Source organism: uncultured Oscillibacter sp., from assembly GCF_910587525.1.
Lineage (GTDB): Bacteria > Bacillota > Clostridia > Oscillospirales > Oscillospiraceae > Oscillibacter.
The window spans coordinates 21768-33048 of the sequence record NZ_CAJULS010000012.1 but is presented as its reverse complement, the minus strand read 5'-3'; the positions used below and the strand labels follow the sequence as shown (position 1 = coordinate 33048).

Here is an 11281-nt window from a genome sequence, read left to right as displayed (position 1 = left end):
CCGGCGCGCCGGTGGAGCACCTGCCCTTTGAGGAGGTGGACTACTGGCCGGAGCTGTGCGAGATTATGGAGTGGAGCAAAACCCACGTCCACTCCACCCTCCACATCTGCTGGGGCGCCCAGGCGGGGCTGTACTACCACTACGGAATTCCCAAGCGGCAGTTGGACCAAAAGCTCTTCGGGGTCTTCCGCCACACTCTGGAGGACCCTAATTTCATCCTCTTCCGGGGCTTTGACGACACCTTCTGGGTCCCCCACTCCCGAAACACCACGGTGGACCGGGAGGACATCGAAGCGGCGCCGGAATTGAAGATCCTGTCCAGCTCCCCGGAGGCGGGGGTCTACGCTGTCAAGACCGCCCAGGGACGGCAGGTGTTCCTTATGGGCCACGCAGAGTACGACCGGGACACCCTGAAAAAGGAGTACCTGCGGGACGTGGCCGCCGGGGTGGACATCCGGCTTCCAAAGCACTATTTCCCGGAGGATGACCCGGGGCGGGATCCTCTGGTCCGCTGGCGCTCCTGCGCCCATCTGCTGTACGGCAACTGGCTGAACTACTGCGTGTACCAGACCACGCCCTACGACATCGGCGGCATCCGGCACGGTGTCCGCACGGATGATTGACGGATGCAAAAAGCTGTCCCTCGGCGCTTTGCGCCGGGGGACAGCTTTTTGCTTACCGTTTGGCTTTCCGGTCCGACTCCATCAGCAGCTTCAAGCCCTCCACCGCCACGCGGACGGAGGCGGAGGTGTCCTCGGTCATCTTCTGGTCCAGCCCGGCGGCCTCCCGCTCCTGATTCCAGATCACATGGAAGCAGGACGCGGCCCGGCAGTGAAGCGCCGCCGCGATGACGAACAGCGCCGCCGACTCCATCTCGCTGGCCTTCACCCCCAGCCGCTTCCAGCTCTCCCATTTGGCTTTCAGCTCGTAGGAGACCGGGGAGGCGCCGGGGCTGTGCTGGCCGTAAAAGCTGTCCTTGCACTGGACTACCCCCAGGTGGACCGGCAGTCCCATCGCCTCTGCCGCCCGGGCCAGGCATCCGGTGGCCTCATAGTCCGGCACCGCCGGGAACTCGATAGGGGCGTACTCCAGGCTGGTGTGCTCGTACCGGATGGCCCCGGTGGCCACCACGATGTCCCCGGCCTGGACGCTGAGGTCAATGCCGCCGCAGGTGCCGGAGCGGAGGAAGGTGTCCGCCCCGCACTTGTGGAGCTCCTCCACCGCAATGGCAGTGGAGGGCCCGCCGATACCGGTGGAGCAGGCGGTGACCTTCTCCCCCAGCAGTGTGCCGGTCCAGACGTTGTACTCCCGGTTGTACGCAATCTGTTTCGCGCCGTCAAACAGCGCGGCGATGGCGGGCACCCTGCCCGGGTCCCCCGCCAGGATGCAGTACCTGCCCACGTCCCCGGGGACGCAGTTAATGTGGAATTGACGCTCCAGTTCTTGCATGATGGTCACCTCATTTCAATTTTTCCTCAGTATAGCACATCTGCCAAAAGGTTACAACCGGCCCCTATTCTACCGTTACGCGAAACCGGCACTTCCCGGCTCCGCCCAGGACTGTCTCCACGGTCTCCACTGTGACCGTCTTTCCCGGCAGCAGTGTCTCCAGAATATACAGAACGCTCTGCCGGGAGCACTCACAGTGGGCCGGGTCCCGGGTCTCCCGGGCCTCCGGGCAGACACACCGGGGATAGCCCACCTCATAGACCCGGCCCGGCTCGATTATTTCCGCAAAAAACGCGCCGGTGTCTCCGTATTTCCGGTACTGCTCATCCAGTGAACAGCCGCACTCCCGGAACTGCTCCAGCTGCACGGGCAGGACCGTGTTCTTTACACAGCGAATTGCTTTTTCCCGATAGTTCATCTTTCTCCTTACTTCATCGTCACCACCGTGACACCGCTCTCGCCCTCGCCGTAGACCCCCAGACGAAAGCCCTTCACGGCCTTATTCCGCCGCAGCACGTCGTGGACCGCCTTGCGCAGCGCCCCGGTGCCCTTTCCGTGGATGATGGTCACCGTCTCCAGCTTGCCCATGACGGCGGCGGAGAGAAAGTTCTCCACCACCGCCTCGGCCTCCAGGGTCTCCAAGCCCCGGATGTCCAGCTCCCGGGCCGCGGAGGCCCGCAGAGCCCGGCCGGCGTTCTGGCGAATGGACACGGCGGGATTTTTCTTCCTGGCCGCCCGCTCATCGTCCTCGATGAGCCGGACTTCCTCCGCTTTGGCCTTCATCTTCAAAATGCCGGATTTCAATTGCAGTGTTCCATCCTTGCCTACGGACACCACCTCCGCCGGGGTGCGGACGCCGGGAATCTCCACCAGGTCTCCCTCCCGAATAGGGCGGCTGGGTTTGGGGATGGGTTCCCCGCGGGCGTCATGGTGGACGACGGCCTCCTCCGCCTCGTTAAGCTGGCGGCGCAGAGCGGCACGGGCCTCGTTCTCGTCGGCATTGCGCTCCATGCGGGCCTGCTGGCGGCGCATCTCCGCCAGCTCCGCGAAAACCTGGTCGGCGGCGGCACGGGCGTCCCGCAAAATGCGCTTGGCCTCCGCCTCCCCCCGGCCCCGGGCATTCTCCTTGGCCCGCTCTATCTGCTCCCGGAACTCGCGGGCACGCTTGGCGTCCTCCTCCCGCTGGCGCAGGAGCCGGTCGGCCTCCGCCTCCCGCTTCTCCAGCGCCTGGCGCTTCTCCTCCAGCTGGGTCAGCACGTCCTCGAACCGCACGCCCTCGCCGCTGAGCTGGTTCCGGGCGGCCTCAATCACCGCCTCCGGCAGTCCCAGCCGCCGGGAGATGGCAAAGGCGTTGGACTTGCCGGGAATTCCGATCAAAAGCCGGTAGGTGGGGCGCAATGTCTCCACGTCGAACTCGCAGGAGGCGTTCTCTACTCCGGCGGTGGTCATGGCGAAGGTCTTCAGCTCCGCATAGTGGGTGGTGGCGGCGATCTTTGCCCCCGCCTGCCGCACGTGCTGGATGACGGCGATGGCCAGCGCCGCGCCCTCCACCGGGTCGGTGCCTGCCCCCAGCTCGTCGAAGAGGATCAGGCTCTTTTGATCCGCCTCCGCCAGAATGGCCACAATGTTCACCATGTGGGCGGAGAAGGTGGACAGGCTCTGCTCGATGCTCTGCTCGTCGCCGATGTCCGCCAGCACCCGTTCATAGGCGGCAATGGCGCTGCGGTCCGCCACGGGGATGTGGAGGCCGCACTGGGTCATCAGCGTCAGAAGGCCCAAGGTCTTAAGGCTGACGGTTTTGCCGCCGGTATTGGGGCCGGTGATCACCAGGGTGTCAAAGGTCCCGCCCAGCTCGATGTCGATGGGCACCGCTGTTTTAGGGTCCAGCAGGGGATGCCGGGCCTTTCGGAGATGGATCACACCGTCCCGGCGGATCTCCGGGCGCACGCCGTCCATCCGGTAGCTCAGCTGGCCCCGGGCAAAGATCAGGTCCAGGTGGACCAAGGTGTCATAATCCCACTGGATGAACTCCCGGTGGGCCGCCGCCTCGGCGGAGAGCTCTGCCAGAATGCGGTCGATCTCCTTCTGCTCCCTGGCCTCCAGCTCCACATACTCGTTGTTGGCCTGAACAACCCCCATGGGCTCCACAAACACCGTGGCCCCGGTAGCGGAGATGTCGTGGACCAGCCCCGGCAGGCCCCCCTTGTGCTCCGCCTTCACCGGCACCACAAAGCGGCCGTCCCGCTGGGTAATGATGGCTTCCTGTAGGATTTTCCCATAGGTGGGGGAGGAGATAATCTTTTGCAGAATCTGGCGGCTCTTGGCCTGGGCCGCCCGCATGTGCCGCCGGATGTCCGCCAGCTCTGTGGAGGCGGCGTCGGCGATGGTGTCCTCGTCGGGGATGCAGCGCCTGATCTTCTCCTCCAGGAAGCGGTTGCCGTGGAGGGAGAGGAACAGGTGGTCAATGGCGGTTTTCTCCGCCGGTTCATCGCCCCAATACTCCCGGGCCCGGCGGGCGGCGGTCAGCAGCCCGGCGATGGTCAGCAGTTCCCGGGTGTTCAGTCCGCCGCCCCGGTCCGCCCGGTCCAGGGATTCCGCTACCGGCTTCACGCCGGAGAAGGAGGGGCTCCCCCGCAGGCCGATCATGGTTCTGGCGGCGTCGGTCTGGTCCAGGAGGCGCAGGACCTCCTCCGGCTCCGTCTCCGGCCGGAGGCGCAGGGCCTTTGCCTTTGCCTCGGCGCTGACCGCCTGCTCGCTCAGCAGTTGCAGCACCCGGGGCAGTTCCAGGGTGCGGATGGATTTTTCAAACAGCTCGCTCATAGGTCATCCTCCGAGATGTCTTTAACGGTGGCCGCATTCTTCATAATACGGATTTTTTTCTTCCAAAAGCCAGGGCAGACGCCACTCCAGATTCAGCTGGAGACCGGGCAGGGGGAAGTCCTTTGGCAGAAGGTAGCAGTCCGGGCTGAAAGCCGCCTCCACATCCTCCGCCAGGGTCAGCCACTCCCCGCACAGATGTCCCGGGAGCGGGTCGCCTGCCGTCAGTTCCCCAATCAGGTGATACCAGCTGCCGTAGAGACAGCTCTTTTGATCCGCATGGTCCACACAGACCTCCGCCGGCTTCTCCAGGTCCAGCCCCAGACGGGCGAAGAAATCCGTCACAGCGGGTGGAAGAGTCTTGACCGCCAGGACAAAATTCCGGCATCCGGCGCAGTCACAGGTGACCCAGGGCAGAGGACGGGCCCCGTACCAAGACCGCGTAGCCTCCGCGTCTGCCCTTAAACGGTAAGATTCAAAGACAAACTCTGTCATTGTAAACTCCAAAATGTATAAATAGATCAAAAATCAACAAAATGTACTCAGCAAGCCGGGTATCCACATGGTCAATTGTCAGCCGCAATGCTCTTATAAAAGTCCAGAGTTTTGAATCCCCGCTCCAGCTGGGCACTCAGGAAGGCCTCCGCCGCCGCGGACAGCCGCCGCAGAGGCTCCTTCCCCAGCCGGAAGGAATACAGCCGCCGGGGATCTCCGTAGACAATGTGCCGCAGGGCCGACAGGGCGTCCGGGCACAGGGGCAGGGACCGCCCGCCCCCTCTGCCGCCGCAGGCGCCGCAGCGGAGCACCCCCTGGATTACATCCAGCTGGGGATTTTCCGGCTCCGGCCGTCCGCAGTAGGCGCAGCTGTCCGCCAGGGGCTCGTACCCTGCAAGGCACAGCAGTTTAAGCTCAAAGGCCGCCTTCACCAGCGCCGGAGGCCTGCGCAGCACGGCCAGGGCGTACAGCCCGTTCAAAAGGTGCCGCAGCAGTTCCCCGGCGGGAGATTCCTCGGCGGTGACGGCCTCCGTCAGCTCCGCGAAATAGAATCCCAAAGCCATGGCGTCCAGATCGGTCCGCAGGCCGTTAAACAGTTCCAGAGTAGTCCCCTCGTTGGCGTAGTACCACTGGCCCTTTTGATAGAGGGTCCACTCGGACCAGGCCAGGGACTGGGCGCAGGCGGCGAACTTGCAGCTCTTCCGGCGGACGCCCCGGGCGATGACAGAGAGTTTGCCCCGCTCTGCTGTCAGCAGAGTCAAAATTTTGTCCGTCTCTTTCGTCTCCGTCTCCCGGAGGACCAGGCCCTGTATGACGATGTGGGGCATCCCTGCCACAGCGCTCCTTCCTATGTACGGGGAGTATATTTCTCCCCGATCAGTACAGATTGTTTTCGATTCCGTCCTCGATTGACCGGTAGAGCATATAGGCCAAAGGCTCACCGGTCAGGCAGAACAGCTCCCACAGCGGAGCGGGCTCCATTTGATTCAGCATCGCGCAGACCTCCTTTTGGAGTTAGTCTGCGAAAAGGCGCGAAAACTATGGCTGGAAATGTCCGGTCAATCTGGAATCAAAAAATTCTCCGATTTGAAACTGGTGTAATATCGGCCCTTTTCCGCCCTGAATTTCAGCACACAGTAGTCCGGGTCTGTGCCGCCCCAGGAAAAAGCCGGTCCACAAAATAGATGCTGGCCCTCGGATTTTCCCGAAAGGCTGCCACCTTCTGAGAGGGGGTGTTGGTACTGAACCAGAATATCCGGATGCCCTCCCGCTCTCTTGGGGCCAACATGGCCCGGGCAGTGGGACAGCACTAGCCGTCGATCTCGCTGAGAAAGGCGGTTTTGGCCTTATCGGCCATGGCGCACACCGTCTTTGCTGGGTCGCGCATCACGAAAACTACCCCTTTTAATCTTCCCGGTAGCCCAGGTTCCGGACGTAGTTTACGTTGTCTCTCCAATTCTCCTTGACCTTTACCCAGGTCTCCAGGTATATTTTGGCGCCCATAAACCGCTCCATATCATGCCGGGCCATGGAGCTGATCTTTTTCAGCATGGCTCCCTGCTTGCCAATGATGATGCCCTTGTGGCTGGACTTCTCACAGTAGATGGTGGCCTCCACATCAATGACGCCGGAGTCCCGTTCGGAGAATTTGGTGATCTCCACGGCGGTGCCGTGGGGGATCTCCTTGTCCAGGCACAGCAAGAGCTTTTCCCGCAGCAGCTCCCCCATGACCTGCCGCTCCGGCTGGTCGCTGGTCTGGCCGTCGGGGAAGAGCTGGGGGCCCTCGGAGGCGTACTTCCGCAATTCCTTCATCAGGTCGTCCAGGCCGCTGCCGGTGTGGGCGGAGATGGGGATGATGGCGTCAAAGCTGTCCCAGACCGCGTTATAGGCGGCGATCACCGGCAGCAGCTCCGCCGGCTCCACGGTGTCGATCTTGTTGATGCACAAAATACAGGGGATCTTCTCCTCCCGGACACGGTCGATCAGGGCCTTTTCCGGTCCGCCTACGTGGGGGATGGGCTCTACCAGCAGAAGGGCGCAGTCCACATCGCTGAGGCTGGCAGTGACCACCCTCACCATATAGTCCCCCAGGGCGGATTTGGGCCGGTGGAGGCCCGGGGTGTCCAGCAGGATATATTGGGTATCCCCCCGGTTCACCACGCCGTAGATGCGGTTTCGCGTTGTCTGGGCCTTGTTGGAGACAATGGCCACCTTTTCCCCCACCAGAGCGTTGGTGAGGCTGGACTTGCCCACGTTGGGCCGGCCGCAGACGGTGACCATGGCTACATTTTTAATCCCGTTCATTCAGGTGATCCTCAACTTTCTTTTGTTAAGCGGTTTATTTATGATATTGTAACCGGAATGCCGTCAATACTGCACTGGTATTTTACCGGCACTTGAAATTTCCCAAGCGCAGCCGGAGAGGCAGCGTCAGCGCTCCAGATCAATCATCAGCACCGCGATGTCCGCCGGGGACACGCCGGAGATGCGGGACGCCTGTCCCAGATCCAGGGGCCGCACCGCCGCCAGCTTCTCCCGGGCCTCCAGACGAAGCCCCTGAATGGCGCTGTAATCCAGATCCGGCGGCAGCTTATGGGACTCCATCTTCCGGAAGTCCTCCACCTGCTTTTGCTGGCGCTGGATATAGCCCTCGTATTTGACCGAGATCTCCACTTGCTCCCGCACGTCCGGAGGCAGGTCCGGCCGGCCGGGGTCAAAGGAAATCAGCTCCTCATAGTGCAGCTGGGGCCGCCGCAGCAGGGCGATGAGGGAACAGCCGTCGGCGGCGCCGCCGGTTCCCCGCTCCGCCAGAAAGGCGGACAACGCCGGAGAGGGCGGCACGCCGGTGTGGGTCAATCGCTTGATCTCCGCCTCCACCGCCGCATACTTCTCCTCCACAGCCCGCAGCCGCTTCTCCGGTACCAGGCCGATCTCATAGCCCCGCTTCGTCAGCCGCAGGTCGGCGTTGTCCTGCCGGAGCAAAAGGCGGTACTCGCTGCGGGAGGTCATGATGCGGTAGGGCTCATCAGTGCCCTTGGTCACCAAATCGTCGATCAGGGTCCCGATATAGGCCTCCGACCGGGAGAGGATGAAGGGGGGCTGCCCCCGAAGCTTCCGGGCAGCGTTGACCCCGGCGCAGAAGCCCTGGACCGCCGCCTCCTCGTATCCGGAGGAGCCGTTGAACTGCCCAGCCCCGTACAGCCCCGGCAGGGCCTTCACCTCCAGGGTGGGGGCCAGGGCCAGGGGGTCAACGCAGTCGTATTCAATGGCGTAGGCGGGCCGGGTCATGACGGCGCGGCGGAGACCCGGCACGCTGTGAAGCATTTGAATCTGCACCTCCTCTGGCATGGAGGAGGAAAAGCCCTGGATGTACAGCTCCTCCGTGTCCAGCCCCATGGGCTCCACAAACAGCTGGTGCCGGAGCTTGTCCGGAAAGCGGACGATCTTGGTCTCAAAGGAGGGGCAGTACCGGGGCCCCACGCCTTCGATGAGGCCGGAGTACATGGGAGCCCGGTCCAGGTTCTCCTGGACGATCCGCCTGGTCTCCTCCGTGGTCCAGGTGAGCCAGCAGACCGCCTTGTTCTCCGGCGGGTCCGCCGTGGCGTAGGAAAAGGGCACCGGCAGATGGTCCCCGGGCTGGAGCTCCATCTCGTCAAAGTCCACGGTGCGGGCATTAACCCGGGGTGGGGTGCCGGTCTTGAACCGCCGCAGGGGCAGACCCAGTTTTTTCAGGGAGTCCGTCAGCCGGGCGGCGGCGTGCATCCCGTCGGGGCCGGAGTCCTCCACCCACTCGCCCACAATGGTGCGGCCGGAGAGGTAAGTCCCGGTGGCTAGGACGACAGCCTTTGCCTCAAACACGGCCCCGGTGGCCAGGACGACGGCGGAGACGGCGCCGTTTTCGGCGCGGATCTCCGTCACCTCCCCCTGGCGGACGGTCAAATGCTCCTGCCGCTCCAGGGCGTGTTTCATGTACGCCTGATAGCGCCGCCGGTCCGCCTGGGCACGGAGGGACCAGACGGCGGGTCCCTTGCCCTTGTTCAGCAGGCGGTACTGGATGCAGCACGCGTCGGCGGCCCGGGCCATCTCGCCCCCCAGGGCGTCCAGCTCCCGGACCAAATGGCCTTTGCCGGTGCCGCCGACAGCGGGGTTGCAGGGCATATTGCCCACGGCGTCTAAATTGACCGTGAAAACGATGGTTTCCGCCCCCAGGCGGGCGGCGGCCAGGGCGGCCTCAATGCCGGCGTGGCCTGCGCCGATGACGGCGATATCGAATTTTCCTGCGAGAAATTCCTGCATAGGTGCTCCTTGAAAAGTCTCCCTGGCGGGGAGACGGGGGATGCCGCCCCACGGGGGCGGGACGGGGGGTTTCACGCCGCGGGCGGGGGGTGTACGGCTTCGCCAAGGTGAACCGCGAAGCGGCGAGAGGGCCCTCTGGAGGGTTTTCTTTTTTCTCCACAAGCGGAGAAAAAAGAAAATGGGGGCGTATTGCCCAGCCATCACCATGGCTGAATTCTCCCCCGCCCGTCAGGGCGAGCACTTACTCCGGTTTACGCCGGTGGGCATACCGGTCCTCAGTCCGGCCCATGAGCCAGTCAACGGAAACATCATAGTAGTCTGCAATCCGGAGCAGATTCTCATACCTTGGCAGGGAGCCCAATTCCATATCCTGATACCCGCGGGTAGTCAAGCCAATCTTTGGGGCAAGCGCAGCCTGTGTCAGATGTTCTGCCCTCCGGAGCCTCCGGATTCTCTCTGCAAAATCCATAAATCCCCCTTGACATACGAAAACGTATAATATAACAACATACGAAAAACTATGTATTTGGAGGTAATGCTATGAATGACATTCCAGAAGTTGTGGAACAGCTCTATTACAACTGGGGCACCATCCCGGACCCGGAAAACTGGTCCGAATACATCGGAAAAAATCCCGTGCTCGCACAGGGCCTTTATTCCTTCTACCAGGGCCTGTGCCTGGGCATGAACCTCTCCGGCGCCCGCCGGGCCTGGGAGCCCCTGGCTATTCAGGACTTCCTAAGATGACCGCAGGGTCACCACCGCAACCTCCGGGCGGTTGAACAGCCGGAACGTGGGTCCGGAATTCCCCAGGCCCCGGGTGACAAACAGCGCCGAGCCGTTCTCCTCATAGAGCCCCGCCGTGTAGGAGGGAAAAAACGTCCGCTCCACGGACAAGAGCCCGTCTGTGAAGGGCAGGCGGATGATTCCCCCGTGGCCGTGGCCCGACAGCACCAGATCCGCCCCCAGCAGGCTGTACTGCTCCGCGAACTCATTGTTCCGGTGGGCCAGCAGCATCCAGAAGGGGTCCCCATGGGCGGCGTAGATCTCCGCCGCCACCTGCTCCGGCGTCTTCTGGTCGGCATAGCCGTTGGGGTCGTCAATGCCTGCCAGAACCACCGTGTCTCCGTTCCGCTCCAGGGTGGCAAACTCGTTGCTCAGTACCTGGGCTCCGCAGGATTCCAGGCGCGCTTTCAGCTCCGGCACACCGCCGATGGCCCACTCGTGGTTGCCTGTCACATAGTACAGCGGCGCGATGGCCGAGAGGCCCCGGGCCACCTCCTCCGCGTAGCCCTCCCTGGGGCCCCGGTACAGGTCCTCCAGGTCCCCCAGATAAAAGATATAGTCCGGCGCGGCCTCTGCCGCAGCGGCGAAAAGCTCCTGATTTTCCGGGCCGAACTCCCCACCGTGGAGGTCGCTGAGCACCACCAGGCGGCAGCCGTCAAAGCCCTCCGGCAGTCCGGTAAAAACCGGCTCGAAATGGGTGACCTGCAAAGCCGTGTTGTCCCAGCGGACAAACAGGGCGGTCAGAAGGGCTGCCGCCGCCAGGATCAGCAGCGTCCGCAGGGGACGGCGCCTTTTGGAACGGTTTGCCATGACCACGAACGCCTCCTCCTAATTATATATGATTATGGATTATAGCACAATGGGCTGTTTCATTGCGAGAGAAAAAATACACAAAGAACGGGGGGAGCCTCTGGGGAAATCGCACTTTCCTGGCTCTTGGAGCGCAATAGTTGGGTGTCCCCACAAGATAAGAGGTTGCCCTTTAGCAATTTTACCATAAATTGTGCTTGCAATTTGGAAAAATTCATGTTATAATCTATATAGTCCTAAAGATTAAAGAAAGGAGAAAACCGATATGAAAGATATCAAGTACCCAGTATATGGCGACGTGGACGACCTGATTTTCGTAGATGAGACCTGGTCCGAAAGTGAGCGGTAAAAACCCGTGACACCACGCCGGAGATGGCGTGGGTTTTTTGTTTTTATTTGCGGGTCATATGAAAATTGGGGCAGACAACCCGTTGACGATAGATCGTTTCCCGGTCACGTTCAGCAGACGCCAGCCAAAAGCCTCGGGCCAAAAAGCCCGAGGCTTTTTCCGCCTTTGGACGGCGGTCCAGGCGGGAGAGCGCTTCGCGGCCAAAAATCGGCAAAGAAAGACTTGCCATTTGAGGAAGACCTGCTATAATAAAAGTATTATTGAGCGCAGATCGCGCTG

The 11281-nt window shown here is 62.3% G+C and carries 13 protein-coding genes; 2 read left to right on the top strand and 11 right to left on the bottom strand.

Annotated elements, in window-relative coordinates:
- On the top strand, nt 1–623 hold a 623-nt coding region (locus QZ326_RS02640; RefSeq protein ID WP_295740906.1), incomplete at its 5' end, for a homoserine O-succinyltransferase.
- Nucleotides 624–675: 52 nt separating this feature from the next.
- Here QZ326_RS02640 and udp read toward each other — a convergent pair.
- From udp to QZ326_RS13355, 9 genes are all read right to left on the bottom strand, one after another.
- A complete protein-coding gene (udp, locus tag QZ326_RS02635; RefSeq protein WP_295740904.1) occupies nt 676–1449 on the bottom strand; it encodes a uridine phosphorylase in 774 nt (257 codons plus the stop codon).
- Nucleotides 1450–1513: 64 nt separating this feature from the next.
- The gene (locus QZ326_RS02630) at nt 1514–1867 is read right to left on the bottom strand and encodes a hypothetical protein (protein WP_295740902.1); all 354 of its coding nucleotides are present in this window, start codon (nt 1865–1867) and stop codon (nt 1514–1516) included.
- An 8-nt stretch (nt 1868–1875) separates the two neighbouring features.
- Nucleotides 1876–4269 carry an endonuclease MutS2 gene (locus QZ326_RS02625; RefSeq protein ID WP_295740900.1) on the bottom strand — a complete coding sequence of 798 codons (2394 nt, stop codon included), beginning with the start codon at nt 4267–4269 and terminating at the stop codon, nt 1876–1878.
- A gap of 21 nt (nt 4270–4290) precedes the next feature.
- Nucleotides 4291–4761, bottom strand: a complete 471-nt coding sequence (locus tag QZ326_RS02620; protein ID WP_295740898.1) for a hypothetical protein — start codon at nt 4759–4761, stop codon at nt 4291–4293.
- Nucleotides 4762–4832: 71 nt separating this feature from the next.
- Complete coding sequence (gene recO, locus QZ326_RS02615) at nt 4833–5588, bottom strand: DNA repair protein RecO (protein ID WP_295740908.1); 756 nt, start codon at nt 5586–5588, stop codon at nt 4833–4835.
- Nucleotides 5589–5887: 299 nt separating this feature from the next.
- A complete protein-coding gene (locus QZ326_RS13360; RefSeq protein ID WP_365328120.1) occupies nt 5888–6049 on the bottom strand; it encodes a pyridoxamine 5'-phosphate oxidase family protein in 162 nt (53 codons plus the stop codon).
- A gap of 116 nt (nt 6050–6165) precedes the next feature.
- Nucleotides 6166–7065, bottom strand: coding sequence for a GTPase Era (gene era / locus QZ326_RS02605; protein ID WP_295740896.1), 900 nt, complete (start codon nt 7063–7065; stop codon nt 6166–6168).
- A gap of 126 nt (nt 7066–7191) precedes the next feature.
- Nucleotides 7192–9057: a tRNA uridine-5-carboxymethylaminomethyl(34) synthesis enzyme MnmG gene (mnmG, locus tag QZ326_RS02600; RefSeq protein WP_295740894.1), complete on the bottom strand. Its 1866-nt coding sequence runs from the start codon at nt 9055–9057 to the stop codon at nt 7192–7194.
- A gap of 241 nt (nt 9058–9298) precedes the next feature.
- The gene (locus tag QZ326_RS13355) at nt 9299–9526 is read right to left on the bottom strand and encodes a helix-turn-helix transcriptional regulator (RefSeq protein ID WP_365328116.1); all 228 of its coding nucleotides are present in this window, start codon (nt 9524–9526) and stop codon (nt 9299–9301) included.
- Between the two features lie 71 nt (nt 9527–9597).
- Here QZ326_RS13355 and QZ326_RS02595 point away from each other — a divergent pair, with 71 nt between their 5' ends.
- Entirely contained in the window at nt 9598–9804 is a 207-nt protein-coding gene (locus tag QZ326_RS02595; protein ID WP_295740892.1) for a hypothetical protein, read from the top strand.
- Here the strand turns inward: QZ326_RS02595 and QZ326_RS02590 are convergent.
- Both QZ326_RS02590 and QZ326_RS02585 read right to left on the bottom strand, forming a co-directional pair.
- Nucleotides 9796–10653: a metallophosphoesterase gene (locus QZ326_RS02590; protein ID WP_295740891.1), complete on the bottom strand. Its 858-nt coding sequence runs from the start codon at nt 10651–10653 to the stop codon at nt 9796–9798. The genes QZ326_RS02595 and QZ326_RS02590 overlap by 9 nt on opposite strands.
- 392 nt (nt 10654–11045) lie before the next feature.
- Entirely contained in the window at nt 11046–11231 is a 186-nt protein-coding gene (locus tag QZ326_RS02585) for a hypothetical protein (protein WP_295740889.1), read from the bottom strand.
- Between the last annotated feature and the right edge of the window lie 50 nt (nt 11232–11281).

Bases quoted from the DNA above. Each gene is read 5' to 3' on its own strand.
- QZ326_RS02625 (WP_295740900.1), bottom strand. From the start codon at position 4,269: ATGAGCGAGCTGTTTGAAAAATCCATCCGCACCCTGGAACTGCCCCGG.
- QZ326_RS02590 (WP_295740891.1), bottom strand. From the start codon at position 10,653: ATGGCAAACCGTTCCAAAAGGCGCCGTCCCCTGCGGACGCTGCTGATC.
- QZ326_RS02620 (WP_295740898.1), bottom strand. From the start codon at position 4,761: ATGACAGAGTTTGTCTTTGAATCTTACCGTTTAAGGGCAGACGCGGAG.
- QZ326_RS13355 (WP_365328116.1), bottom strand. From the start codon at position 9,526: ATGGATTTTGCAGAGAGAATCCGGAGGCTCCGGAGGGCAGAACATCTG.
- udp (WP_295740904.1), bottom strand. From the start codon at position 1,449: ATGCAAGAACTGGAGCGTCAATTCCACATTAACTGCGTCCCCGGGGAC.
- recO (WP_295740908.1), bottom strand. From the start codon at position 5,588: ATGCCCCACATCGTCATACAGGGCCTGGTCCTCCGGGAGACGGAGACG.
- QZ326_RS02595 (WP_295740892.1), top strand. From the start codon at position 9,598: ATGAATGACATTCCAGAAGTTGTGGAACAGCTCTATTACAACTGGGGC.
- QZ326_RS13360 (WP_365328120.1), bottom strand. From the start codon at position 6,049: ATGTTGGCCCCAAGAGAGCGGGAGGGCATCCGGATATTCTGGTTCAGT.
- mnmG (WP_295740894.1), bottom strand. From the start codon at position 9,057: ATGCAGGAATTTCTCGCAGGAAAATTCGATATCGCCGTCATCGGCGCA.
- QZ326_RS02585 (WP_295740889.1), bottom strand. From the start codon at position 11,231: ATGGCAAGTCTTTCTTTGCCGATTTTTGGCCGCGAAGCGCTCTCCCGC.
- era (WP_295740896.1), bottom strand. From the start codon at position 7,065: ATGAACGGGATTAAAAATGTAGCCATGGTCACCGTCTGCGGCCGGCCC.
- QZ326_RS02630 (WP_295740902.1), bottom strand. From the start codon at position 1,867: ATGAACTATCGGGAAAAAGCAATTCGCTGTGTAAAGAACACGGTCCTG.